The 25,225-nt window shown below is 54.1% G+C and carries 26 protein-coding genes; 12 read left to right on the top strand and 14 right to left on the bottom strand.

The features are described from left to right. Window positions 1-82 precede the first annotated feature (82 nt). A complete protein-coding gene (gene recJ / locus ACYSMN_RS06880) occupies window positions 83-1,804 on the top strand; it encodes a single-stranded-DNA-specific exonuclease RecJ (protein ID WP_488923113.1) in 1,722 nt (573 codons plus the stop codon). Window positions 1,805-1,820: 16 nt separating this feature from the next. Here recJ and ACYSMN_RS06875 read toward each other — a convergent pair whose 3' ends face one another. After that, entirely contained in the window at window positions 1,821-2,189 is a 369-nt protein-coding gene (locus ACYSMN_RS06875; RefSeq protein WP_488923112.1) for a DoxX family protein, read from the bottom strand. Window positions 2,190-2,363: 174 nt separating this feature from the next. On the opposite strand from ACYSMN_RS06875, the gene lptB reads away from it, so the two are divergent. From lptB to ACYSMN_RS06860, 3 genes are all read left to right on the top strand, one after another. Continuing rightward, window positions 2,364-3,095 (top strand): LPS export ABC transporter ATP-binding protein, encoded by a 732-nt coding sequence (gene lptB / locus ACYSMN_RS06870; RefSeq protein WP_488923111.1) that lies wholly within the window; start codon window positions 2,364-2,366, stop codon window positions 3,093-3,095. 175 nt (window positions 3,096-3,270) lie between these two features. Continuing rightward, complete coding sequence (locus tag ACYSMN_RS06865) at window positions 3,271-4,791, top strand: GH3 auxin-responsive promoter family protein (protein ID WP_488923110.1); 1,521 nt, start codon at window positions 3,271-3,273, stop codon at window positions 4,789-4,791. Between the two features lie 218 nt (window positions 4,792-5,009). Continuing rightward, window positions 5,010-5,147, top strand: coding sequence for a hypothetical protein (locus tag ACYSMN_RS06860; RefSeq protein WP_488923109.1), 138 nt, complete (start codon window positions 5,010-5,012; stop codon window positions 5,145-5,147). 25 nt (window positions 5,148-5,172) lie between these two features. On the opposite strand, the gene ACYSMN_RS06855 is transcribed toward ACYSMN_RS06860, so the two are convergent. The 10 genes from ACYSMN_RS06855 to ACYSMN_RS06810 form a co-directional block, all read right to left on the bottom strand. Further along, window positions 5,173-5,955: a TIGR00266 family protein gene (locus ACYSMN_RS06855; protein WP_488923190.1), complete on the bottom strand. Its 783-nt coding sequence runs from the start codon at window positions 5,953-5,955 to the stop codon at window positions 5,173-5,175. A 237-nt stretch (window positions 5,956-6,192) separates the two neighbouring features. Then, a complete protein-coding gene (locus ACYSMN_RS06850) occupies window positions 6,193-6,573 on the bottom strand; it encodes a hypothetical protein (RefSeq protein ID WP_488923108.1) in 381 nt (126 codons plus the stop codon). A 121-nt stretch (window positions 6,574-6,694) separates the two neighbouring features. Then, on the bottom strand, window positions 6,695-8,245 hold the full coding sequence (gltX, locus tag ACYSMN_RS06845; protein ID WP_488923107.1) for a glutamate--tRNA ligase: 1,551 nt from the start codon (window positions 8,243-8,245) through the stop codon (window positions 6,695-6,697). A 134-nt stretch (window positions 8,246-8,379) separates the two neighbouring features. Continuing rightward, window positions 8,380-8,991 (bottom strand): pentapeptide repeat-containing protein, encoded by a 612-nt coding sequence (locus ACYSMN_RS06840; RefSeq protein ID WP_488923106.1) that lies wholly within the window; start codon window positions 8,989-8,991, stop codon window positions 8,380-8,382. Beyond that, complete coding sequence (locus ACYSMN_RS06835; RefSeq protein ID WP_488923105.1) at window positions 8,991-9,176, bottom strand: hypothetical protein; 186 nt, start codon at window positions 9,174-9,176, stop codon at window positions 8,991-8,993. The genes ACYSMN_RS06840 and ACYSMN_RS06835 overlap by 1 nt, the downstream gene beginning before the upstream one ends. A gap of 134 nt (window positions 9,177-9,310) precedes the next feature. Further along, window positions 9,311-9,700 carry a RidA family protein gene (locus tag ACYSMN_RS06830; protein ID WP_488923104.1) on the bottom strand — a complete coding sequence of 130 codons (390 nt, stop codon included), beginning with the start codon at window positions 9,698-9,700 and terminating at the stop codon, window positions 9,311-9,313. Between the two features lie 101 nt (window positions 9,701-9,801). Then, window positions 9,802-11,250 (bottom strand): hypothetical protein, encoded by a 1,449-nt coding sequence (locus ACYSMN_RS06825; protein ID WP_488923103.1) that lies wholly within the window; start codon window positions 11,248-11,250, stop codon window positions 9,802-9,804. 77 nt (window positions 11,251-11,327) lie between these two features. Next, window positions 11,328-13,163 carry a glutamine--fructose-6-phosphate transaminase (isomerizing) gene (glmS, locus tag ACYSMN_RS06820; protein ID WP_488923102.1) on the bottom strand — a complete coding sequence of 612 codons (1,836 nt, stop codon included), beginning with the start codon at window positions 13,161-13,163 and terminating at the stop codon, window positions 11,328-11,330. Between the two features lie 99 nt (window positions 13,164-13,262). After that, entirely contained in the window at window positions 13,263-14,816 is a 1,554-nt protein-coding gene (locus ACYSMN_RS06815; RefSeq protein WP_488923101.1) for a DUF4270 family protein, read from the bottom strand. Next, window positions 14,800-15,612 carry a glycogen/starch synthase gene (locus ACYSMN_RS06810; RefSeq protein ID WP_488923100.1) on the bottom strand — a complete coding sequence of 271 codons (813 nt, stop codon included), beginning with the start codon at window positions 15,610-15,612 and terminating at the stop codon, window positions 14,800-14,802. Before ACYSMN_RS06810 ends, ACYSMN_RS06815 begins: the two co-directional genes overlap by 17 nt. 118 nt (window positions 15,613-15,730) lie before the next feature. Here ACYSMN_RS06810 and panC point away from each other — a divergent pair, with 118 nt between their 5' ends. The 7 genes from panC to ACYSMN_RS06775 all read left to right on the top strand — a co-directional run bounded on the left by panC (window position 15,731) and on the right by ACYSMN_RS06775 (window position 21,920). Continuing rightward, window positions 15,731-16,591 carry a pantoate--beta-alanine ligase gene (gene panC / locus ACYSMN_RS06805; RefSeq protein ID WP_488923099.1) on the top strand — a complete coding sequence of 287 codons (861 nt, stop codon included), beginning with the start codon at window positions 15,731-15,733 and terminating at the stop codon, window positions 16,589-16,591. Between the two features lie 105 nt (window positions 16,592-16,696). Further along, a complete protein-coding gene (panD, locus tag ACYSMN_RS06800) occupies window positions 16,697-17,044 on the top strand; it encodes an aspartate 1-decarboxylase (RefSeq protein ID WP_488923098.1) in 348 nt (115 codons plus the stop codon). A gap of 95 nt (window positions 17,045-17,139) precedes the next feature. Further along, window positions 17,140-18,213, top strand: a complete 1,074-nt coding sequence (locus tag ACYSMN_RS06795) for a lysylphosphatidylglycerol synthase transmembrane domain-containing protein (protein WP_488923097.1) — start codon at window positions 17,140-17,142, stop codon at window positions 18,211-18,213. After that, window positions 18,197-18,676 carry a D-glycero-beta-D-manno-heptose 1-phosphate adenylyltransferase gene (gene rfaE2, locus ACYSMN_RS06790; protein ID WP_488923096.1) on the top strand — a complete coding sequence of 160 codons (480 nt, stop codon included), beginning with the start codon at window positions 18,197-18,199 and terminating at the stop codon, window positions 18,674-18,676. The genes ACYSMN_RS06795 and rfaE2 overlap by 17 nt, the downstream gene beginning before the upstream one ends. Before the next feature lie 90 nt (window positions 18,677-18,766). Further along, window positions 18,767-19,465: a zinc metallopeptidase gene (locus tag ACYSMN_RS06785; protein WP_488923095.1), complete on the top strand. Its 699-nt coding sequence runs from the start codon at window positions 18,767-18,769 to the stop codon at window positions 19,463-19,465. Window positions 19,466-19,668: 203 nt separating this feature from the next. Next, window positions 19,669-20,829, top strand: a complete 1,161-nt coding sequence (locus ACYSMN_RS06780) for an acyl-CoA dehydrogenase (RefSeq protein ID WP_488923094.1) — start codon at window positions 19,669-19,671, stop codon at window positions 20,827-20,829. 167 nt (window positions 20,830-20,996) lie between these two features. Continuing rightward, window positions 20,997-21,920: a helix-turn-helix domain-containing protein gene (locus ACYSMN_RS06775; RefSeq protein ID WP_488923093.1), complete on the top strand. Its 924-nt coding sequence runs from the start codon at window positions 20,997-20,999 to the stop codon at window positions 21,918-21,920. Window positions 21,921-22,041: 121 nt separating this feature from the next. Here the strand turns inward: ACYSMN_RS06775 and ACYSMN_RS06770 are convergent, their stop codons facing one another. The 3 genes from ACYSMN_RS06770 to ACYSMN_RS06760 are packed head-to-tail and all read right to left on the bottom strand — an operon-like array spanning window position 22,042 to window position 23,893. Further along, window positions 22,042-22,809, bottom strand: a complete 768-nt coding sequence (locus ACYSMN_RS06770; protein ID WP_488923092.1) for a geranylgeranylglyceryl/heptaprenylglyceryl phosphate synthase — start codon at window positions 22,807-22,809, stop codon at window positions 22,042-22,044. Further along, the gene (locus ACYSMN_RS06765; protein WP_488923091.1) at window positions 22,787-23,500 is read right to left on the bottom strand and encodes a hypothetical protein; all 714 of its coding nucleotides are present in this window, start codon (window positions 23,498-23,500) and stop codon (window positions 22,787-22,789) included. Before ACYSMN_RS06765 ends, ACYSMN_RS06770 begins: the two co-directional genes overlap by 23 nt. A 6-nt stretch (window positions 23,501-23,506) precedes the next feature. Further along, window positions 23,507-23,893 (bottom strand): phage holin family protein, encoded by a 387-nt coding sequence (locus ACYSMN_RS06760; RefSeq protein ID WP_488923090.1) that lies wholly within the window; start codon window positions 23,891-23,893, stop codon window positions 23,507-23,509. Window positions 23,894-24,041: 148 nt separating this feature from the next. Here ACYSMN_RS06760 and ACYSMN_RS06755 point away from each other — a divergent pair, with 148 nt between their 5' ends. Further along, the gene (locus ACYSMN_RS06755) at window positions 24,042-25,181 is read left to right on the top strand and encodes a J domain-containing protein (RefSeq protein WP_488923089.1); all 1,140 of its coding nucleotides are present in this window, start codon (window positions 24,042-24,044) and stop codon (window positions 25,179-25,181) included. The last annotated feature ends 44 nt before the right edge of the window (window positions 25,182-25,225 follow it).

Here is a 25,225-nt window from a genome sequence, read left to right as displayed (position 1 = left end):
GTAAAGGTACGCGGGCAGGCTGGCAAGGCGCGGTTTTCTTCGTACTTTTGAAGATACCGCTGGCGTAGGCCGCCTTATTCTTATGGAAAAACGATGGATTCGGAAGCCGGCCCCCGACGCTGAAAAAGTCCGGCACTTGGCCGACGCTTTGCGCGTCAAGGAGGCCATTGTGGCGCTGCTTTGCCAGCGGGAGGTCTGCACTTTCGAAGAAGCTCGTGCCTATTTCCGCCCCAACCTAACCGGCTTGCCCAACCCGCTTCTGATGCGCGACATGGACCGCGCCGTGGCTCGCCTACGTGAGGCGCTGCATGCCGGCCAGAAAGTGCTAGTGTTCGGCGATTATGATGTGGATGGCACTACCTCCGTGGCCGTCGTCTACAGTTTCCTGCGTCGCTATTTCGGCGAAGACCGTATAGACTACTACATACCGGATCGTTACAAAGAAGGCTACGGAGTATCAGAAGCAGGAATTGATTTTGCCGTTGACCACGATTTTAGCCTCATTATCGCGCTAGACTGCGGCGTGAAGGCTGTCGATAAGATAGCCTATGCTAATGCGCGAGGCATCGACTTCATCATCTGTGACCACCACTTGCCCGGCACCGAGTTGCCCGCGGCGGCAGCTGTGCTCGACCCTAAGCGCGCCGACTGTCCCTATCCGTTCAAGGAACTGTCCGGTTGCGGCGTTGGCTTCAAGCTGATGCAGGCGTTTGCCGAAGACCAAGGTTTCGACGAAGCACCACTCTACGACCTGCTCGACTTGGTTGCCGTGAGCATTGCTGCCGACATCGTGCCCATTATGGGCGAAAACCGCACGCTGGCCTACCACGGCCTTCGGCTGCTCAATGACCCTCTACGGCCTCAGCGGGCTGGGCTGGAGGCCTTGCGGGAACTGGCCGGTTTGCAAAAGAGCGAGTTGAACATCAGCAGCCTCGTATTCGGTTTTGCGCCGCGCATCAACGCGGCTGGCCGCATGGGCGATGCCAAGCGCTCCGTGGCTATGCTGCTAGCCGACAGCAAGCAAGAAGCTTTCGACAAAGCTGCTGTGGTGGACAAAACCAACCAGGAGCGGCGTGGCTTCGATACCAGCATCACGAAGGAGGCGCTGGACATGATTGAGGCCGACACCTTCTTTCAGGACGCCCACACCACGGTGCTCTACAAGGAAGATTGGCACAAAGGCGTGGTAGGCATCGTGGCCTCCCGCTGCCTCGACAAATACTACCGGCCCACCATCATTCTTACCCAAAGCAACGGCAAAGCCACCGGCTCGGCCCGCTCCGTCGCCGGCTTCGATGTGCACCAGGCTATTGAAGAGTGCGCCGACTTGCTCGACCAGTTTGGCGGCCACATGTACGCGGCTGGCCTCACGCTGCCGGTAGAGAACATTCCGGCCTTCCGCCAGAAGTTCGAGCAAGTAGTAGCCGGCCGCATTCTTCCCGAGCAAATGATTCCCCCCGTGGAAATCGACGCGGAACTGCCGCTGAGTGAGGTAACGAACAGCTTCCACAATCTGCTGCGCCAAATGGAGCCCTTTGGTCCTGGCAACAGCAATCCCACTTTCATGGCGCGCAACGTATACGCGGCCCCCGATTCGGCCCGTGTGGTGGGAGCTTCGCACCTCAAACTAGCTCTTACCCAAGACGGCCATCATGTGGTTGATGCCATTGGATTCGGCTTGGGCGAGCATCTGCCCCGCATCCAGCAGGGTAAGCCCTTCAGCGTGTGCTACACCGTGGAAATCAATGAATATCGGGGCGTAAGAACCCTGCAATTGCGCGTCCGCGATATTCGCTGGGAGTAGCGCCGCTGGTTCCGGGCTATTTTTCTCGCACACTCCACCATACCCAGGCTACTAGTACTGCTTGCAGAGGCAAGCGCAGCCACAGTGCCCATTCAGGTACAGCAAGGCTCGCGCCGTGAGCTTGCAGCATGTAGATGTTGGCCGGAAACACGGCGAGTAACAGGAGCATCAACCCTAATCTGGCTGGCCGGCGCGTGGTGGAAAATAGCAGCCCCAAGCCGCCCGCTAACTCGGCTGCTCCGCTCAGATACACCAGCGCCAGTGGAGCCGGTAGATACGGCGGCACGATGCGCACGAACCCCACCGGTATCAGGAAGTGCGCCAAGCCAGCACCCGTGAAAAGAATTGCTAGGACGTAGCGGCTGAAACGGCGGAGACGGAGCATAGAAACAGGAGCAGGCTACAATATCAGTCAATTCTCCTCCGTCAGTCACAACGCACAGCAAGTATCGCGTGCTGCCTGGCGAGAAACTTGTCCGGCTCGTAGCATCCAAAGCATAGCTTCCGCGTTATGGACTAGCTCCGCAACCCCGCGCCGGTTCGTTACCTTTGCCCCACGATGATTCTTAGAGCCGAACACCTGGTTAAGAAATACAAAGCCCGCACTGTCGTCAACGACATGTCGTTGCACGTGGAGCAGGGCGAAATCGTGGGACTATTGGGGCCGAACGGCGCCGGTAAAACCACTTCTTTCTACATGACCGTGGGCATGGTGAAGCCTGATTCGGGACGGGTATTTCTCGATGACATAGAAATCACGAAGCTGCCCATTTACCAGCGCGCCCGCCTCGGGGTGGGCTACCTGGCGCAGGAAGCCAGTGTGTTTCGGGACCTGAGCGTAGAGGAAAACATTCTTTCCGTGCTCGAAATGACCAAGCTGCCCAAGCAAGCCCAGCTCGATAAAGTAGAAGAGCTGCTCAACGAGTTCAGCCTGACGCACGTGCGTAAAAACCTGGGCCGGGTGCTTAGTGGTGGCGAGCGGCGGCGCACCGAAATAGCCCGGGCTTTGGCCGTGGACCCCAAATTCGTGCTGCTCGATGAGCCTTTCGCCGGCGTCGACCCCATTGCCACCGAGGAAATTCAGGGCATTGTGGCCAAGCTCAAGCACAAAAACATTGGCATCCTCATCACCGACCACGACGTGCATTCAACCCTCAGCATTGTGGATCGTGCCTACCTGCTCTTCGAAGGCAAGCTTCTGAAAGCCGGCACCGCTGAAGACCTGGCCGCCGACGAGACTGTGCGTCGGGTATATCTAGGCAAAAACTTCGAGCTGAAGCGGAAGCTGTAGTTTCTTCGTCATGACTTTATAGTCAGTCAGCGAGAAAACACGGTTGCTGCTTTTACTGTATTCCCGTCGGTAGAGAGGTTGTGCATCGTTTTAGGCAGCGGCATAACTTTCTGCCCACGATAACGGTACAGAAGGCTCTCGGCCTTTCCTTGATGTTCAACTTCTCCTCCATTCCGTGATTAACGGCATTCTGACGTGGGCCGTGCAGCGGCGTTTGGCTAACATCTGGCATTTCCGCGACCATCCGCACGAGGCGCAACAAGCCGTGTTGCGTGAACTGCTGCACACAGCGCGTCACACAGAATGGGGCCGTCGCTATGGTTTTGCGGAAATACTAACTGGCCGTGAGTTCGGGGAGCGAATGCCTATTAGTGCATATGAAGAGCTATATCCAGCCATAGAGCGAGTGATGCGCGGCGAGCCAGACGTGCTGTGGCCGGGCAAAGTGCAGTGGTTTGCCAAGAGCAGTGGCACTACGAACGCTCGCAGCAAATACATTCCCGTCACGCAGGATGCCTTGCACGAGTGCCATTACCGCGCCGGCCGCGACATGGTAGCCCTCACCACTCTGCACTACCCCGAGGCCCGGGTACTAGGCGGCAAAACACTCTCTCTCGGCGGTACGCACGGTCCTAATCCACTGCGGCCCACCGATACGGATTCCCGTGCTGGCGACGTATCCGCCGTAATTATGCAAAACCTGCCTGCCTGGGCCGAGCATATCCGTACGCCGCCGCTGGAGCTAGCTTTACTGGATGAATGGGAGGAAAAAATAGAGCGCATAGCCCGCCACGTGCAGCACGAAGATGTGCGGGTATTGGCTGGTGTGCCTACTTGGATGATTGTGCTATTACGCCGCGTAACGGAGCTGGCGGGGGCTGCTAATATCACAGAAGTGTGGCCCAAACTCCAACTGTTTCTGCACGGAGCCGTAGCATTTGGGCCCTACCGGGAGCTGTTCCGACAGTTGATTCCCTCAGAGCAGATGCACTACTTGGAAGTGTACAACGCTTCGGAAGGCTACTTAGCCCTGCAAGACGAGCCCGATTCCGAAGACTTGTTACTGCTGCTCAACCACGGTATTTACTACGAATTTCTGCCCGCCGACCAGTGGGACGCAACCGAGCCGCGCGCGGTACCGCTGGACGCCGTGGAGCTAGGCAAAAGCTACGCTCTCATTATCAGTACCAACGCGGGCCTGTGGCGCTACAAAATCGGCGATACCGTGCGCTTCACGAGCTTGGCGCCTTATCGGATTCGTATCACGGGCCGTACCAAGCACTTTCTAAATGCTTTCGGCGAAGAAGTGGTGGTAGAAAATGCCGAAGCTGCCGTAGCTGCCGCCTGCCGCGCTACCGCCACCACCGTACGCGATTTCACGGCCGCGCCCATTTATTTTGCCGGTGCCACCGACGGCTCCCGTGGCGGGCACCAGTGGTTGATCGAGTTCACCAATCCGCCCCACGATGCTACGCAGTTCGCGGCAGTCCTCGATCAAACTCTGCGCCAACTCAACTCCGACTACGATGCCAAACGCCACCGCGACCTAGCATTGGCGCCCCCAACGCTTACGGTGGCGCCCCCTGGCCAGTTTGAACGTTGGCTAGCGCGCCGCGGTAAGTTGGGCGGACAACATAAAGTACCGCGCCTGAGTAACTCCCGCGACCTTCTCGAGGACATCATGAACACTCCTTGATCCGGAAATGAACTCATCCGTAATGAGAAAGTTTATAAAAAAATTAGCGAGTAATTCATGCTCATTTAAATAAAAAACTATATTAGAGGATTCATTAACGCTCACTGCTCCCGCCTGTGCCCGCTATTGCATCCTCTTCGTCTCGCCCTTATGTGTCCCGCCGGAAACGCCGCTCCTCAGAAGGCAATCCACTTTTAGGGGACCGTTCAATTTTTGGCTTGCTCGGCTTGCTTGTGTTAGGCCTGCTCGTGAGCCTCGGCATCATTGCCACGCAGCTGAGCGGCGATTCATCGCCGGCCGATTCAGCCAGCGAGCCAAGCAAGGCAGTACCAGCCGACTCGTTTGTCAGCCGGTAACTTGCTTTTGTGATTATAGCCGCGGCTATTCGTCCAGAATACCGTTTAGCATGCCGCCAAGCACGCCGCCGCTTTCTTTCTGCGCGTTGCCGCCATTTGGTGCCAGCGCCTGAATTAGTTTCTTGACGGGCATGGATTGCAGCCACACGCGGCCAGTACCGCGCAACGTAGCCAACAGCAGCCCTTCGCCCCCAAAAATCATCGATTTAAGGCCGCCGGCTCTAGCTATGCTGAAATCGATGCTTGGTTCGAATGCCACTACGCAGCCCGTGTCTACGCGTAGCAACTCATTGTTCAGGCGCTTTTCAATGATGGTGCCACCGGCATGAATAAAAGCTTTGCCGTCACCAGTAAGCTTTTGCAGGATAAAGCCTTCGCCCCCAAAAAAGCCCGCGCCGAGCTTTTGGTTGAAGTGAATGCTAATTTTAGTGCCTCGCGCGGCGGCCAGAAAGCCATCTTTCTGCACGATTAATCCTTGTGGGATCGTGCTCAAATCTACGGGGATAATGGTGCCTGGGTACGGCGCCGAAAAAGCCACTTTGCTCTTGCCGTAGCCGCCCCGGTGCGTGAAGTGCGTCATAAACAACGACTCGCCGGTAATAAGCCGCGTGCCCGCTGAAAAAAGCTTGCCCATAAGGCTCTGATTCGGCTCTGAGCCGTCTCCCATCTTTGTTTCGAAGGCAATGCCCTCCTCCATGTAAACCATGGCGCCAGCTTCGGCAATCACAGTTTCATTAGGGTCTAGTTCCACTTCCAAAACCTGGATGTCGTTGCCCAGAATCTTGTAGTCTACGTCGTGCGAGTTCATTGCCATGGAAAGAGGGAAGTAAAGTGAAATGACGCTTCAAGTATAGTAAAACGTCTGTCATTATGAAGCAGATTGACCCTGCTAAGACAACATACCTACTCTCAAGAATTCGCCTTCCGTAACAAACAAGCCCTTAACGATTGATAGACGTTAAGGGCTTGGTATTTGAATGGTTTTGCGCGACAAGAAGAATTCTGTCCAGCTGCGCCTTACAGCAGTGAGCTGTTATCTAGACTTCTATTCTTCTGGCAATTCAGCACGCGTATCTGCAGCTTCCGCGGCGGCATCCGGATCGGCTTTGGCGCCCTTCTTGCGGGTTTCGCGGCTAGTGCGGCGCATGAAATCCTCTTCCGACTCCTCCGGCTCAATGGCAGCGTCTTCCAGCGGGAATTCCTCGTCTTCCTCGGGTTTCTCCCCAAACTGACCGTCGCGGTTCACGAGTTTTTTGTCGCGCACGTGGCGGTTGAGAAACTGGTTGATGTCCTCAATAGAATAGTTGGAGGTGATTTCGCCCAGCGGATTCACCTTGATTTCAAACCCTTCCAATTCCTTGTGCACGCGGGCCTTCTTCTCGGGATCGTTCTTTTTCTTCTTCGAATTGACAGGTTTCTTGGCCATAACGGAAAGCGGTGAAGCGTAGAGTGATGGAATCGCGCCGCACCAACACAGCGGGGCTGCTTCCTAGCATCACACTACGAAGCGGCCCCGCCGTCGGATACTTAAATTTCTCTTTGTCTGCTTACGCGGCCGGTTGAGCTAGGGCTGTCACCGCGGCTTCAAGCCGCTCTGCCGTCTCCTGAGCACCCAAAATGCTCATAAGGGCCATCAGGTCTGGGCCAGTGGCGGTGCCGGTTACGGCTACGCGCAGAGCTTGCAATACTTGTCCTAGCTTTAACCCTTGGCCCTCCACCACTTGCGTGAGCAGCGCTTTGATACCGTCGGGGGTAGTGTCCGCGGCAGAATTAAGCTGCTTAGCAAATTCGGCTAGTGCCCCAGCCACTTGGGCGTTCCACTTCTTGCTGATGACTTGCTCGTCGTAACTAGCAGGCCGATGGAAGAACAGCTGGGCTTCTTTGGCCAAGTCAGTAGGGAAAGTAGCGCGCTCTTTCACCAAGGCCGCAATCTGAGCGGCCTTATCAGCTGGCACTGTTATACCTTGCTCTTGCAGGGCGGTTAGCAGATATTGTCCTAGCTCAGTGTCGGGCTTAGCGCGCAAGTATTGCTCATTGTACCAACGCACCTTGTTCTGATCGAAGCGGGCCGGCGACTTACTCACGCGCTCGATGGAGAAGGCTTCTACCAACTCGTCCATCGTGAATAGCTCCTGAGTGGAGCCAGGGTTCCACCCCAGGAAGGCCAGGAAATTGATGAAAGCCTCGGGCAAATAGCCGCTTTCGCGGTAACCGCTGCTCACGGTCGGCTCGCCGGTTTCAGCATCCTGGCCGTGCCATTCCAGCGGGAATACTGGGAAGCCGAGCCGGTCGCCATCGCGCTTACTGAGCTTGCCGGTACCGTCGGGTTTGAGCAACAAAGGCAAGTGAGCAAACTGCGGCATGGTGTCTTCCCAGCCTAAATAGCGGTAGAGCAGCACGTGCAGCGGCGCCGAGGGGAGCCACTCTTCGCCCCGAATCACATGCGTGATTTCCATCAAATGATCATCCACGATGTTGGCCAGATGGTAGGTCGGCATACCATCCGACTTCATTAACACCTTATCGTCGACGGCCGAGGAATGCACCACTACCCAGCCGCGAATAAGGTCGTTGAAGCGGATTTCCTCTTTGCGCGGCACTTTCAAGCGAATGACGTAGGGCGAGCCGCTTTCCAGCAACTGTTTTACTTCTTCGGCGGGCAGCGTCAGGGAATTGCGCATCTGCGTGCGCGTAATGCTGTTGTATTGCGGGTTGGGCACCTTAGCCGCCGTGAGGCGGGCGCGCATAGCGTCTAGGTCTTCGGCGGTATCGAAGGCGTAGTAGGCGTGGCCGCTGTCGATGAGTTGCTGGGCGTACTGCATGTACATCGGCTTCCGCTCGCTCTGGCGGTATGGCGCGTGGGGGCCGCCTACCCAAGGGCTCTCGTCGAGTTCAATACCGGCCCATTCCAAGCTCTGGCGAATATACTCTTCGGCGCCCGGTACGAAGCGGTTTTGGTCGGTGTCTTCGATGCGCAGCAGCATCTTGCCGCCCAGTTTGCGGGCTAGCAGGTAATTATACAGCGCCGTGCGCACGCCGCCAATGTGCAGCGGCCCCGTGGGGCTGGGCGCAAAACGCACCCGGACTTCTCTTTCCATAATACAGTCGGTTCGCCGCGTCTTCGGGATAGAAAAACGCGCCGCAAAGGTACGATATACAATGAGTGAATGAGTGAATGAAGAAATGAGTGAGTTTATTGTCACCTACATTTCCTGCCGGCACATTCGGCGGTTCAGCTTATCACGAGGCCGAATTTGGTAAGTAGTCCTGGCAAGCTGTGCAAAGCAAATCGAGCCTGACGCAATTCGTTTACTTCGGGGTCCAGCATAATATCATGAGCGGTGCTGAAATCGGCGCTGGTAAGCTTGGTTTGGCTGAACACAGCGTTCAACAAGCTGCACTCTTCAAATACGGCGCTAGTTAGGTCGGCCTGCGTGAAGTCGGCTTCTCGTAAAGAGCAGCGCACGAAGCGAGTATTGGGCATGGCTCTACCCAAGAACGAGGCGTAATCGAGCTGGCATTGGTCGAAGTGGACGCCGAACAGCATGTCGCGGCAGGCATGGAATTGTAGGCCCAGCAGCTTGCAACCTTGAAATGCCACGTTTTGCAGTGCGGTGTCGCGGAGGCTAACGCCGGCTAGGTTGCAATTCTCAAACAGACAGTCATTGAATCGGCGCTCCGACAAATTAGCCTGTGTCAGGTCGAAGTTGAGGAAATAATACTGCTCAAACTCCCGCTCCCCGACTAAATGATTTGGCAGCGCCCGTTCCAGCACATTTTCAGCCGGGAAAAAGGTCGGTTTATAAAGCAGCTTTGCCGCATTACGCGAAGACGGACGCCGCATCAGTCGCGGTTTCGGAACCCAAACCAGAGCACCAAACCCAGCAGGGTAATGCCGCCCCGAATGAGCAGTGAAACGGTGGGCCCCCATTGGTCAATCCAAGTTAGAAACATGAATTTCATGCCCACCAGAGGCAGTACTAATGATATCAAGCCGATAAGCAGCAAACCGAGTCCGAGTTCTTTCATGTGCAGAAGGTTAGGAATAAGTAGGCCAATATGGCAAAAGGCACTGGTACTTGCGCGCTTATATGCATCTACATCAGCTCATAGGAGAATCAGACATGAGGCAATACTGTGTCTTCGTTAAGAGCACGACGGATTTACCCCTTTATGGCTATGCAGGAAATTTCCACCTGCACGTCTTTAGGCAGGCGGCTTACCTCCACGGTTTCGCGGGCTGGGGCATAATCAGCCTCAAAATAGCTGCCGTAAATTTCATTGATGATGCTAAAGTTGCCGAGGTCTTTCACAAAGATGCTGCACTTCACCACATCACGCAGAGTAAGGCTCGCTGCCTGAAGTACGGCCTGCACATTGCGCATCACTTGGTGCGTTTCCTGGCTCACATCACCCTCCCCCACAAGCTGACCCGTACTAGCATCAAGAGCAATTTGGCCGGAAACATACAGAGTGTTTCCCGCCTGAATAGCTTGGTTGTAAGGGCCAATAGGGGCGGGAGCTTGATCGGAGTAAACGATGGTGTGGGGCATGAGGGGGTATTAGTATTAGGTTGAGAATGAAGGTGCGAAGCCAAAAATACACGGAAAGCTTCGCCTTAGCGCAGCACAAACTTTCTTCTGAACTCAGAATGCTATTCTAATGGGTGCTGAATCCGCACAGTTTGCTTACCAAAAAATTGCGCGTAGGCTTGGTTACCCCATAAGGCAGGATTGTAAGAGATATCATAGTAGAAAAGAGTATGCGGCTGCACGGGCAGTGGAGGCAACACCACGTCCACGTTACGCTGGCTACTATAGAGCAATTGGTAGCGGGCCTTTTGAGCCTTATCGTAACGAGCAGCGTCGCCACTAAGCCAGTCGCGGTAAGCCTGTACCACTGCGTTATGGCCCTGGCCAATAGTAATGTGTTTCAGGCGGGCATTGTGATCAGTGAAAAAAGCCAATGGCAGCCATAAAAGTAGCGCAGCACGCACGTAAGCAGGTAGTGTTGGCCAAAATTGATTTCGTCGTACCCACCAAGCCACCCAAGCATAGATTGTCAGCAGCCAACCTACCACAAATAGAAGATAGATGACGTTGCGTATACGCGGTGGAGGTGGTTGCTGAATGGCCCAATACGTCGGGACAAAAGCCGTCAGAACCAAGCCCGCCGCTACTACTGTGAGCCACCAAGGGTTACGCGTAAGTCGGTTCAGAGGCAGGTCGGACTGGATGGCCAAACGAGCCATGGTCGGCGTAAGTAGCAGGGTCGGAACCAGTAGCAAGCCGCTGCCTAGCCAGTTTAGCACCGCATAAACGGTCGCTACACTCGCTCGAAGCAACGCTCCTAGTAAAGTAAAAGCAGTAAGTGGTGCGGCGCCACCTGTTTGCACTAAGTGTAAACGATGGCCATTGCCCGGTGAAGCTAGTGAGAAGGCCAAGCAGGCTAGTGCCACAGCAGTCAGTATTAGCCATTTACTCCGCGCCGAAGTAGGACTACCTATTAGTATTGCCAGCAGTATTCCTGTCAGCAACACCCCGGTTACCGGGTTAGTACCGATGAGTATTATCGTGAGGAGCACAACTGCCAAATCCTGCCATCCCATCGGCTGGCGCGCAATACGTACCAATAAAGCTCCCCATATCAAAGCAGCAGCACCGCCAAGCAAGTAAGCCCATGCGGCATTCAACCAGTATAAGCCTTCTGCCGGGTTGGGAAACTGTACTAAAAACAGCACTAGCAATATGAGTATTCCCGAGCCGCGGTAACCCAGTGGAAGTAAAGCCCAACTCAATTGCTGAGCACCTAGCACCAAGATAGCCAAGACACCTATTGGGCTTAGCCAGTAGTAGTCTAGTCGCCCACTTACCAGTGGGCTCAAGCTGGTCATCAGAGCGTTAGTGGTGTAAGCTCCCTGCCAGCTCAAATACTCAAACTTTTGAAATGCAAACCAACTCATCTTCTGCATTGCTACTGCGAAGGCGAAATCATCAAGAGCCGGATGGCTACGGAAGGACAGTACTACAAATGGAAGCAGGCAAGCTGCTGCTATCAAAGCAAGACCATAGCGCCGAACAATACCAGGTAAAAAACTGAGCATACAATGGCAATTAGCAATAAAAAAACCGTCTGTTTCCGCAGACGGTTTTTAGAAATTTGGACAAAGCCAGTAACAGTTTACTCCACCGTGACAGATTTAGCTAGGTTACGGGGTTGGTCTACATTACAGCCGCGTAGTACCGCAATGTGGTAAGAAAGCAGTTGTAGTGGCACCACCGAAACCAACGGCACGAGCACCTCCGACGTTTGAGGTACCTCGATGACAAACTCCGCCATTTGCGGAATCACCGTGTCGCCTTCCGTTACTACCGCGATGATGCGGCCTTTGCGAGCTTTTACTTCCTGAATATTGCTCACGACCTTTTCGTAGGAACTGTCCTTAGTAGCAATAACTACCACGGGCATGTTCTCGTCAATCAGTGCAATCGGGCCGTGCTTCATCTCAGCCGCCGGATAGCCCTCAGCATGGATGTAGCTAATTTCCTTGAGTTTTAGAGCGCCTTCTAGCGCCACAGGGAAATTATAGCCGCGGCCCAAGTACAGGAAGTTGGGCACATCTTTGAAAATCTCGGCTATCTGCTCGATTTCCGTGTTCAGCTGCAGCGCTTTTTCCACCTTCGCTGGAATGTTGCTGAGCTCTACCATCAACTCCCGCAGGCGCGTGTCGGAGAGAGTGCCGCGCTTTTGACCCACAATCATGGCTAGCAACGTGAGCACCGTTACTTGAGCGGTAAAGGCTTTGGTAGAAGCCACCCCAATTTCGGGGCCGGCGTGCGTGTAGGCGCCCGCGTCGGTGGCCCGAGCGATGCTGCTGCCTACCACGTTACAAACCCCAAAGATGGTAGCGCCTTTGCTCTTCGCTAATTCAATGGCGGCCAAAGTATCAGCCGTTTCACCGCTTTGCGAAATGGCAATAACAATATCGCGCTCTGTTATAACCGGATTGCGGTAGCGAAACTCGGAGGCGTATTCCACTTCCACCGGAATGCGGGCCAGATCCTCCAGCAAATATTCTGCCACCAGACCGGCATGCCAGGAAGTGCCACACGCCACAATGATGATGCGGTCCGCATTCACAAATTTCCGCTCGTAGGCCCGAATGCCACCCATGTTGAGGTGCCCTGCTTCCAACTCCAAACGGCCGCGCATCGAATCCAGAATAGAGCGTGGCTGCTCGAAGATCTCCTTCATCATGAAGTGCTCATAGCCACCCTTTTCGATGCTTTCAAGCTCCATCTCCAACCGTTGGATATAGGGCGTCTGCTGCACGTCTTCCTTACTGCGAATGTCGAGCTTGCCATCCCGGATAACAGCAATTTCGTAGTCATTCACATACACTACTTCGTTTGTATACTCGATGATAGGTGTTGCATCAGAGGCTAGGAAGTATTCGTCTTTGCCTACTCCAATCACCAAGGGTGAGCCTTTACGGGCAGCAATCAGTTGGTTAGGCTCGTCCTTGCTGATGACAACGATAGCGTAAGCTCCCACTACCTCGTGCAAGGCTAAGCGTACAGCCTCTTCCAAGCTGCAATGGTTCTGCCGCTGAATCTCCTCAATCAAATTCACAAACACTTCGGTGTCCGTATCGGATTGGAAAGTGTGACCTTGCTGCTGCAAGTGCTGCTTCAGGGCCGCGTAATTTTCAATAATGCCATTATGAATGATGGCAATTCGCTCCGACGTTGAATAATGCGGGTGCGCGTTGGAGTCATTCGGCTCACCGTGCGTTGCCCAGCGGGTGTGGCCCATGCCTACGTGAGCATGCGTATCCTTCTCGGCAATAAAGGCTTCTAACTCGGCTACTTTGCCCTTCTTCTTGTACACGTTGAGGGCCCCGTTGAGTAGGGCCACGCCAGCTGAATCGTAGCCACGATATTCGAGGCGGTGTAAGCCTTTGAGAATGATCGGGCAGGCTTCCCGATAGCCGATATAAGCAACAATTCCGCACATAGTGAGAACAGCGAAAGTGGGAGTGAGAGAAAATGTCAATGACGCCACTGCTAGGCAAAGGCCGTGCCGCGACGTCAGACAAAAAAAGAGAGGGCAAATTTAGCGCAACTGCGAGTAATATACTCGTAGCTTGATACCAGTACCATCCAGCACGGCCCGGTTGAGGTTCAGATCAAGCGAGCTCCGAAGCGAGGGCGACAAAACATAAGCCGCTGGAGCAGCCCCGCTCAGTTTGTCGTACACGTACGACTGCACATACCCTGTTAGTACCATGCTGTAATATGAGTTGGCATCACTCAAAGGGTAAAACTTAGCTTGAGCCGCATTCTGATAATAGCCACCCGTATTATTGATTGAAGTCAGACCAGTTCCTAATTGGTCTACATTAGCCCCTAATACTATACGCTCAACTCGCGTGTTAAGCAGTGAACGGTACAGAGGTTGGTTGTTGGTATTGACCTCATACAGATATCCTAAATCAGGCACCGGAAACAGCAGATTGGTGAAAGGCTTGACGGGTATCAGCAACTCGGCGCGGTTTATGGCGATAGCCGGGCTTGAGTTACTGCCAGCCTGTGGCTGAACAAGGTTTTTCAATACGTTCAAACCAGGAATTTCTAGGCGAGTACCAAAACCACTCCCACCCTGCATGTACACTTGACCGTCGGTTTCCGCCGCAGCTACCGCCTGTGCAGCGCCAGTTGTGCCTGCCAAACGGGTTAAAGGAGAGCCAACGGGTAATTCATTTCTAATTTGGGTGAAGTAACGTGGGGCATCAGGCGCAGTTCCTGCTCCAAACCCTATGCTATAACGACCTTTTAGAGTACCCGTGTTTTTCTTGTTGGTGTAATGGTAGTAGAAAACCGCTTGTGTGCTACCAGTGGAAGCCACACCGATAACAGCACTGCTGAAATCATCCGCTGGTTGAAAGGCCAAGCCCTTCCACACAGCGTCTAAACTCGCTTGGTTGAAGCTAGTCGTTTTGAGGCGCGTGAACACCTCGTTCGCCAGCGGCGATACCAAGCCGCTACCGTGCAGTTTAATTCGGGCCGTTTGATTTCGGCTAGTTACTACCACAGTAGCCGTATCAGTGGTGCTGGTCTCATTGATACGCGTCCGTACGCGCCGAGTGCCGTCGAGCCGTGCGCTTAGGCTACGGCCCAGCACGTCGCCCAGCGCCACAGAAGAGGAAGAGTTATAAACGGTCCGTTCGTCGAGTGGCTGAGCCAACTGGTACACATTGACGCGTAGCGGACTATTAGCAGAACCATAGACTGCATCACCGAAAGGCATTTCCAGCACCAGCGAATCTAATTGTGGGTTGGGTGTAGTACCCACCACTCCCGACGGGAGTGTATCACCGGCTACTGGTCTAAGCTTCAAGTTTAGAAATGCAGTGGCAGTAGTGGTGCCCAAAAAATTATCGCGCACGCGGCCTATCAGAAAACGAGAAGCTTTCTGCGTTTCAACAGAATCCCACAGTATAGTGGAAGCTGTAACTGGAAAGTCCTGGTAGTCGGTAGACGAAGTGGCAGTGCCAGGTAATTCTACGCCGAGGTTACTGGCGTCTTCGCAGCTAGACGCTGTAAATAGCAGAGTTGCGGAAAGAAAGGAGACCGACGCGAGTCGGCGGGCGCTAGTTGGCCAATTCATTATAAAGCGCATAGTAAGAGGTCAGTAGGTTTTCGTCGGCACCTACTTGCCCAATCTGCTTGTTCTGCGAATACTCCGTGAACAAGGCATTCAGATTGTCGCTGAAATCTTCATCCGACTTCACTACGGAGTCGGCATATTCCATGCCCACTTTGATAAAGCCACCAAAGTCAGCCGTCTTCAGACCCGCCAGCATCTCATCATCGATATCTAGCATTTTGGCTTTTTCGATGATATCGCCCTCGAATTTGTAGTCAAATTCGTTGTTGTAAATCGTGAAAACAGACTTGGCGTCCTTAAAAATCGGATCCTTCTTGTAGGTCGTTTTCAGATACATTGGGATCAAGCCCGTCATCCAATCGTTGCAGTGTACGATGTCTGGTGCCCAGCCAAGCTTCTTCACGGTTTCTAGTACGCCTTTGCAGAAGAAGATGGCCCGCTCGTCGTTATCGGCGTGGAACTTGTCGTTCTTATCTACCAGTACCGATTTGCGGTGAAAATAGTCCTCATTATCAATGAAGTAGACCTGCAGCTTGGCATTGGGTATGGAGGCTACTTTGATGATCAGCGGCTTCTCGTCCTCACCAACGGCAATGTTGATACCAGAGAGGCGAACCACTTCGTGTAAGCGATTCTTTCGCTCGTTGATGATGCCAAAACGGGGAACGAAAATGCGGATTTCCATCCCCATTTCCTGCATGCCCTGAGGCAGGCGCCGCAAAAATTCCGCTACTTTGGTGGTCTGCAAAAACGGATCGATCTCCGTAGCCGCGTAGAGGATTCTCAACTTGGACATATCAGTCAGAAAAGGGTAGTTGGGGAAAGGCAACACGTTGGGGAGCACAAAATTAAACAAATTTGGGCGAAAATTCAACTAAATACGCTCAAGGCCTACTCAGACGGGCTATACACTTATGGAGATACTGCACACGGCCGCCGCGTTGCAAGCCTACACCGAAAACTGCCGTTGCACTGGCTTGCGCCTGGGCCTAGTACCAACTATGGGGGCGCTGCACGAAGGACACTTGCAATTGGTACGTGCCGCCGCCGCCGCCTGTGATGTAGTGATAGTTAGCATCTTCGTGAACCCCACGCAATTCAACAACCCCGACGATTTTCGCCTTTATCCTCGTCTGCCCGAAGCTGATGCCGCTTTGTTAGAGCCGGCTGGCTGTACTGCGCTGTTTCTGCCAGCAGTGGAGGAGATGTATCCGCAACCCGCAGTGCTACGTTTCGATTTTGGGGCGTTGGCTCAAGTGATGGAAGGTGCCCATAGGCCTGGCCATTTCAATGGTGTAGGAACCGTAGTGAGCAAATTATTTCATCTGAGCCGGCCGCACCAAGTTTACTTTGGCCAGAAAGACTGGCAGCAGGTGGCTATCGTACGGCAACTCATTGCTGACTTATCGTTTGATTTAGAACTGGTATCCTTCCCAACAGTACGCGAGCCAGACGGATTGGCTATGTCGTCGCGCAACCGGCGACTATCCCCAGAAGCCCGCACTGTGGCGCCGCGCTTATATCAGGCGTTGCGGCAAGCCGTCGAGCGAGTGGAAAACAGAGTGGAGCCTGCGCAGGTGCAACAAGCAGCCGTAGCCTATATTGAGGAAGAACCTGCTTTTACGCTGGAGTATTTTGAAGTGGCTGATGCGCAAACCTTGCAGCCGTTGGCCGAGTGGCAGCCTGGCCGGCCGGTTGTGCTCTGCCTGGCTGCGCACTTAGATGGGGTCCGGCTTATTGATAACATGGTAATTGATGGCGTGCAAGTGAAGTAAGGGTAAGCCTTTTATTTCGCCACCGGAACAGCCTAATTTTTCTATCGGCTTTTCTCCGCTTCCCTGTTCGTATCTTTGCGGCCCTTGTTTCATTTGCTCCTTTTCATGCATATCGAGGTCCTCAAATCAAAGATTCACCGCGTTAAAGTCACGCAGGCAGAGCTGCACTATGTGGGCAGCATTACCATTGACGAAGACCTGCTCGATGCGGCCAATATGGTGGAAAACGAGAAAGTTACCGTCGTCAATATCAACAACGGCGAGCGGTTTGAAACCTATACCATTCGTGGGGAGCGGGGCTCGGGTATGATTTGCCTGAACGGGCCCGCTGCCCGCCGGGTAGCAGTCGGCGACATTGTTATCATCATTTCCTACGGCCTCATCGATTTCGCGGAAGCTCGAGCGCACAAGCCGACAGTGATATTTCCTGACCAGCATAACCGCTTGGTGTAAAGACCAGCTGGTCGGGCAAATGGTTGGCTAAGGACGATTTGTTAAGAGAAAGGCCACCACCCCGTCTAGTTGTTCAGCTATTCAACTCCTAACGCGTGAAGCAACTTCTCAACATTCTCAAGTACGCGCTGCTACTATCCATATCTGGTCTGCTGATGTGGTACGCGGTACGTGGGCAAGACCTCGGTGGAATAGCAAAAACCGTACGGGACGCCAACTATTCCTGGCTTGTACTAACGCTATTGCTGTCGGCACTAGGTTACCTCAGCCGAGCTTACCGTTGGAAGATGCAGCTTGATCCTACCACCGATGGCCCCAAACCAGCTTTCTGGGACGTGTACAACGCTATGATGGTGGGCTATTTAGCCAATATGGTGCTACCTGGCCGAGTAGGGGAAGTTGTACGTTGTTCTTTGCTCCAACGCACCAGCAAAGTGCCCGTGCAAGTGTCATTGGGCACTGTTATCACGGAGCGAATTATTGATGTAATAGTTCTGCTAAGCCTGCTGGGAACCGTCTTGCTGCTTGATTTCAAGACCTTCTGGGGCTTCGCCGACACGTATTTGTTGCAGGGCAAAGCCGACGCGATGGTTCGTAACCGCAACGCGTTGGTTGCCGCCGGTGTGGTGGCGCTGCTCGTCTTAATAATTGCCAGCTACTTGCTGTGGCGAAACCTGGAGCGTCTGCGCCAGATTAGCGTCTTCAACAAGATGGTTGGCTTCGTGAAAGGAATGCTGGCGGGTGTGTTCAGCATTGTAAAGCTAGAAAACAAAGGCGCATTTTTATTCCATACCTTCTTCACGTGGCTGGTCTACTACCTGATGGACTATCTGGCCTTCTTTGCTTTTCCTGAAACGTACGACCTGAGCATGCGGGCTGCTTTGGCGGTGCTTACGTTCGGCGCTTTTGGCATGGCTGCGCCGGTACAAGGCGGTATTGGCGTGTTTCATCTGCTGGTGCAGAGTACCTTGCTCGTGTATGGTGTTAGTATGGGGGGAGGCATCGCGTACGCGCTGGTGGTACACGGCGCCCAAACGCTGCTCGTCGTTTTGATGGGCGGTATCAGCTTTATTATCAGTATGGTAAAATCGGGTCGACTCGGGCGGCAACCCGCCGCTCTGAGCGCGGTGCCCGCGGAAGCTCCTACCGCTCATGTGGACAAAAGATAAAATCCTGAATCGGGCCGAGCTGCTGCCGGTGGTAGCGGCCTGGAAGGCCCAAGGTCAGCGCATTGTATTCACCAACGGCTGCTTCGACCTGTTGCATCTTGGCCACGTCGATTACCTCGAAAAAGCCCGCCACCTCGGCGATAAGCTGGTTTTGGGACTGAATACTGACGCTTCTGTCAGTCGGCTGAAGCCTGGCCGGCCATTGCAGGACGAAGTGTCACGGGCTCGTATTCTGGCCTCCCTTTTGTTTGTGGATGCCGTGGTGCTCTTCGATGAACAAACCCCGCTGGCACTCATTGAAGCCGTGCTGCCCGACATCTTGGTGAAAGGCGACGACTACCCAATCAGTGGAATTGTGGGCCACGAAATAGTGTTACAAAACGGCGGGCAGGTGCTCACCGTACCATTAGTGGCCGGCTACAGCACTACGCGCATCGTCGAGCGTATTTTGAAAAGTTCCTAGCTGCTCGTTTCGGGTTTCTAGCCGATACTAAGTCATCGGCCACCGTCGGAATGACAGCTAGAAACCGAACCTAGAAACCAGAAACTTCTCATGTACTACAACGCAAGTCCCATCTACTTTATCGTCATTTTGGCGATGGTTGTTAGTTGGCTCATTCAATGGCGGCTGCGCAGCAAGTTCAGCCAGTACGCCCAGGTAGGCCTGCAATCCAACCTTTCCGGCAAGCAGATTGCTGAATTGATGCTCGCTGACCACGGCATCACTGATGTGCGCGTTATCAGCACGGAAGGACGCCTCACCGACCATTACAACCCCGCCGACCGAACCGTGAACTTGAGCGAAGCCGTTTACGCCGAGCGTAGTGCCGCGGCGGCAGCCGTTGCGGCCCACGAGTGCGGCCACGCAGTGCAGCACGCTACGGCGTACAGCATGCTTCAGTTCCGTTCGGCGATGGTGCCAGCCTTGAGTGCTGTGTCGCGGTTTATGCCTTTCGTGCTGTTGGCAGGCGTGCTCATGATTCGGACCACAGTGTTGCCGCTTGGCCTCGGTATCGCTTTATTCTCACTCACCACGCTGTTTTCCTTCGTGACGCTACCCGTTGAGTTCGACGCTTCCCGACGGGCCTTGGCCTGGATTGACAAGCGTGGCATTGTGACGACGCAGGAACACGCTATGGCGAAAGACGCTCTGTGGTGGGCTGCTATGACCTACGTAGTAGCTGCCATTAGCTCCTTGGCTACCTTGCTCTACTACGTCAGCATCTTCTTGGGTAACCGTCGCAACAGTTAAGTTGTGAGCTTGCCTCCACCTCTTAAAAAGCCGCTCTGTATTCCAGAGCGGCTTTTTTTATGAAAAAAGACAAGTAAAGCCTTCAAGTGCCAACTCTTCGGGTTGGTACGGTGTTGAATGCCTGCCGCTGAATCCGTAATTTCGCGGCCCGAGTACTTGCTCACCCGTCCACTACCTTAGGCCGCTGGCCACCTTCCCATCCCATGCAAACTGCCACCCAATCCTCCATTTTTCAGTTTACGGAAGAACAACTTGCCGTGCGCGACGCTGCCCGCGACTTTGCTCAGAACGAGCTGTGGGCCGGTGTAATCGAACGTGACGAGCACCAGAAGTTTCCAGCCGAGCAAATCAAGAAGATGGGCGAGCTGGGCTTTATGGGCATGATGGTGAGCCCCGAATACGGCGGTGGCGGCATGGATACCGTGAGCTACGTGCTGGCTATGGAGGAAATCAGCAAAGTCGATGCCTCTTGCTCCGTTATCATGTCGGTGAACAATTCGCTGGTGTGCTGGGGGCTGGAGAAATACGGTAACGAGGAGCAGAAGCGTAAATATCTGCCGGGCCTCACCTCCGGTGAAATAATCGGAGCCTTCGCGCTATCGGAGCCCGAAGCCGGCTCTGACGCCACTAGCCAACGCACCACCGCCGAGGATAAGGGTGACTATTACCTCCTGAACGGCACCAAAAACTGGATCACCAACGGCACCACGGCTTCCGTGTACCTCGTCATTGCCCAGACCAATCCCGAACTTAAGCACCGCGGCATCAACGTGCTGATTGTGGAGAAGGGCATGGAAGGCTTCCAGGTTGGGCCGAAAGAGAACAAGCTTGGCATCCGCGGCTCTGATACCTGCTCGCTGATGTTCAACGACGTAAAAGTGCCCAAAGAGAACCGTATTGGCGAAGATGGCTTCGGCTTCAAATTCGCCATGCAAGTGTTGGCTGGTGGCCGCATTGGTATTGCCGCACAGGCTCTCGGCATTGCGTCGGGGGCATATGAGTTGTCGTTGAAGTACGCTAAGGAGCGCAAAGCATTTGGCGTTCCAATCTCTCAGCACCAAGCTATTCAGTTCAAGCTGGCCGATATGGCTACCAACATTGATGCTGCTCGCCTGCTGTGCCTGCAAGCCGCCTACGACAAGGATATGCACCAGGATTACGCTAAGTCTGGCGCGATGGCGAAGCTCTTCGCCTCTAAGGTTGCTATGGATACGGCGGTGGAAGCCGTGCAAGTTCATGGCGGCTATGGTTTCGTGAAGGAATTCCACGTTGAGCGCATGATGCGGGACGCCAAAATCACGCAGATTTACGAGGGAACCTCGGAAATTCAGAAAATTGTAATCTCTCGGGAAATCCTGAAATAGAGCTAAATACGGGCTGAATTGCCTAAAATTCAGAACTATTGCATTAAACCTAGCCACTTTTTGGCTAGGTTTTTCGTTTTTGTGAATTTTTATATCTTAATTTGCATTAGATAAGCCTAGCCACCCCGTCCACCGGGTTTCCACAACACTCCAACCACCCTTAGAAGATGGAAGATTATAATAAAGTGATAGAATCGCTTGGTGTACGCTACATCAAAGCGAAAAATCTGGTGTTGCAGCAGCCGTTCACGGTGCGCAATTCCTACGATGTAGGCAATAACCTTATTCTGCTGCACAAGGGCCGCATCACGTTCGGTGAAGAAGAGCAGAACGTAGAGGAAGGTGAGATGCTCTTCATTCCCGGTGGCCGCGCCACCAAGGTGAACTATGGCGATGCAGCAGGCAAGGTCATCACCAACGACGACCTGATTAGTAACAAGGATAAGTTTTTCCACTCTAATTCAGACCTGGATTTGATTGGAGACGCTGAAGAAAGCCACTCGTTTGTGAGCTTTGAAGCCAAGGTGTTCGACTCCGTAAACTTCTTCGCCTCGCTCGATGTGCCGGCTTTCCTGATTTCCAACAATTCTAAGCTGGCCAACCTCGTCATCAAAGTGGTAGAGGAAAGCTTGCAGGAGCTGCCCGGCCGTGAGCGGCTGATCACGATTTACACGGAAAATATTGTAGTGGAAATCGTGCGCTACATCTTGAAAAACAAGATGTTCGTGGAGCAATTAGCTACCAACAGCACCTACTTCAAAGATCCACGCCTCATCGACTTGTTCAACTACATCAAGGAGAACATCGGCGGCGACCTTTCGAATAAGGTGCTCAGCAACGTGGCCAATGTGAGCGAGGACTATGTAGGCCAGTACTTCAAAATGCTGACCGGCATCAACCCACAGGACTACATCGAATACCAGCGCATGGAGCGCGCCGTGTTCCTGCTACGCACTACCAAGAAGAGCATCCGCGACATTGGCAAGGAAGTGGGCTACAAAGACACCGCGTATTTCTGCCGTCGCTTCAAGATGATGTTTGGCATTCCAGCCGGTAAGATGCGCCGCCGCGAATCGGCCATGAATATTTAAGCAATGATAGCACCGGTTCAGTGCCGGTGCTTGTAAAAGTAAAACCACCTTAGGCTTCGTGCTGCGATGATGCAGTGAGAGGGTTGAGGTGGTTTTTAGTTTTAAGGTTAATAAACCAGTACTACGCTATGTCAAGCATGGCGTTGAAGCTGCGCACTACATTGGCCGTTTCACCTAGAAAAGCAGGAGCTTTTTCGATCTGGTTGCCAATCACGATAACATCGGCGCCGGCAGTGAGGGCGGCCTCGGCTTTCTCAATCGTGTTGATGCCTCCGCCCACTATCAACGGGACTTCCACCGCTTGGCGTACGGCTCGAATCATGGCAGTGGAAACGGGATACAACGCACCACTACCGCCGTCGAGGTACATAAGGCGCAGACCGAGCTGCTCGCCCGCCATGGCCGTGCAGGCCGCGATGGTCGGTTTGTCGTGGGGCAGGGGGGTGGTACCGCTCATGTAGCTGGCCGTGGTTTGACGGCCAGAGTCGACGAGCAGGTAGCCGGTGGGCAAAATCTGAAGGTTGCTTTGGCGCAGCAGCGGCGCCGCCACTACGTGCTGCCCAATCAGAAATTCAGGGTTGCGTCCTGAGATGAGCGACAGGAGCAGAATACCATCGGCTTGGGGGTCGAGGTGCAGGCTGTGGCTGGGAAAGAGCAGCACCGGCACCGGCGAATGGGCCTTCAGTAAACGAATGAGGGCAGCCTGGTGAGAACTCATCACCAGACTGCCGCCCACAAAAAAGTAATCAATAGAATGTGCTTCACTCAGCGCTAGCAACTCCTGGCAGCCCGCCTCATCTAGATTATCCGGGTCGAGCAAGACGGCCAAAGACTTGCGGCCGTGCTTGCGGCGATAGTTGAGGTCGTCATAGAGGCTGGTGAGGCGCATTCGCGTCGTCGTCGTGGAAAGTAAAGTCGATGTCCTTGGTTTCGGGCTCGTAAGCCGGAGTGGTTGCAAGGTCGGGATTTTTGACCATCGGCAAATACTCCCCTATTTTTTTAGCTACTACAGCCATGAGCACAGCCGTAGCTTGGGCTACGAGAACCTTGCCGGTGTCAGACTGCAAGAACGACCGTAGGGTGTCCGACAAGAGAGACGAATGTTCTTCTTCCTGCGGCACCGACGCTAACGCATAAGGACCAATCGGCTGGAAAGGATCTTCCGTGTCGGTGCCGGGCTGAGCGGTAGCGTGGTACACGTCTGGGGCAATATGAGCCCGCTCGTGAAACTCTTGCGAAGGTCCACGGTAGGTAACCTGCTGACTGGCGCCGAAGCCTAGATCATCACCCGTGGCGATGTCGGCATCCGTGTGGTTGCGTTTGCGCAGGCTACGGTGGGTACGGCCCGAAGAAGGTAGTTCGTCGAATTCGTCGTGCTTCTTTTTACGTCCGCCAAACGCTTTGCTGATCAGCCAGATGCTGCCGACTAAGCCCGCGCCGATAGCAGCGTACTTGCCTACCTGCTGGGTTTTTTCCTTGATGCCTTCCACATCTCCGAGGATAGCACGCTCGTACTCCAGCTTTTGACGCTCTAGAAACTCCTTTTCTTCTTCAAACAGGGGGTTGGTCAGTTCGGCCATGTCGGGTTAGGCTTGACGTTTGTCGGATTTGTAAATGGTATTGTCGAGCGTTTTGTCAGCTACGCCCTGGAAGATCTTCTTGTCGACTCCTACCAGGAAGATAATGAGCAGCACAAGATAGAAACCGGCAAGTATACCAAAGCCCCAATACGAGCTATCCAGCGCCTCGTTGAGCAACAGGCCAACAAAGATGTTCAGGAAGAGGAAGAAAAACAGGCCAATTGCGGCCAGTGCCACGCCGTGCAGCGTGCCCACGAAAGCAGCTTTTACCTTCTCCTGCACCTCTAGCCGCACCAAGTCGAGGCGGGTATCGAGGTAGCCCTTCAGGTTGCTGAGCATGTTGTCGTTGCGGGGCGTTTTAGTTGCGTCGTCTTCGTCGGTGAAAATGCCCATATGCGGGAGTAGATTTACAGAAAACCATGTTACCAGAGTCGGGTCTGAAATCAGGGCACAATCCCAGAATTTCAGGTAGCCCATTCATACGGAAAAGGCGGCATGGTGTCTGAAATCTGCCGTACTTTTACCGGTAACGCACTGCATCTTGAGCCAAAATCATTACCAGGTATTAGGCATACTAGCTACCGCAACTCAGCAGGAAGTAAAGCGGGCCTACAAGCGGCTGGCTGTGGAGTTGCACCCAGATAAACACGGCGGTAATCCCCTCTACGAAGAGCGTTTTAAGGCTGTAGCAGTGGCTTATGGCGTGTTGAGCGACCCTATTCGGCGAGGCGCCTACGACCACCAATTGCGGCAAGCCGAACTGCGCGCGGCGGAGCTACGGCGGCAGCAACAGTACCGCGTGCCCACGCAACGAGTGTATGGGGTGCCCATGCCGCCGCCCGCCCCGTTGCGCACCCGGCGGCCGGCGGGTTCGGTGGAGCGCCACTACCGTCCCATTGCCAAACAGCGCAAGTTTACGCGCCGCGACTACGTGCTCACGTTCGGCATGCTGGCCGGGCTACTGCTGTTTGTGTTGTCGGTGAAGGTAACGATGGACCACGTAACGGCCCTGAGCAACTATGAAGATGGGTTGCGGGCCTACCGGCAAGCCAAATGGGAAACGGCGCACGCCTACTTTTCAGAAGCGTTGCACTTCAAACCGGAATACAGTCCGGCCTTACGCCGCCGCGCCGAAATAGAACAACTGATAAACCGAAACTACCGGGCTGCTCAAGCCGACTACCAAGCCGCGCTGGCCGCAACTGAACAGCCCACAATACGGGGCGAATTATTGTTCCGACTAGGACAGTGTCAGGCTAGTTTGGGGCAAACGGCAGCAGCCGAACAAAGCTTGACATATGCCCTAGCCCTCGATTCAACGCAGAGTGGCGCGTGGTTGGCGCGTGGTGAGTTGCGCTTGTTTGAGGAATACAGCTTTGTCAATGCTATCGAAGACCTTTCTGTTGGACTACGGCAGCGGGCAGCAGCAGGCCAGCCGCTCTCGGTGAAGTACTTAACGTACCGAGGCTTGGCCCACTACAAGCTGCAGGACTTAGCGCAAGCCCGGCTCGACTACCGGCAAGTGTTGGAAGCCAATCCTCGCAACGGGCAGGTGCATTTTCTGCTAGGCCGGGTGGCGCAGCAGGAAGGTAACGCCCCAGCAGCCTGCGAGTTTTTTCAGCGGGCCGTGCGCCTCGGCTACGCTTACGCCGACGAAGCCCGACGACAGAATTGTCCGTAAGTTTAGATGGCACGAGATTGATAAACATAAAAAAAGCGCCTTCC

The sequence above is a fragment of the Hymenobacter sp. M1-2 genome (genome assembly GCF_057808495.1).
This window is presented reverse-complemented; position numbering and strand designations above follow the sequence as displayed.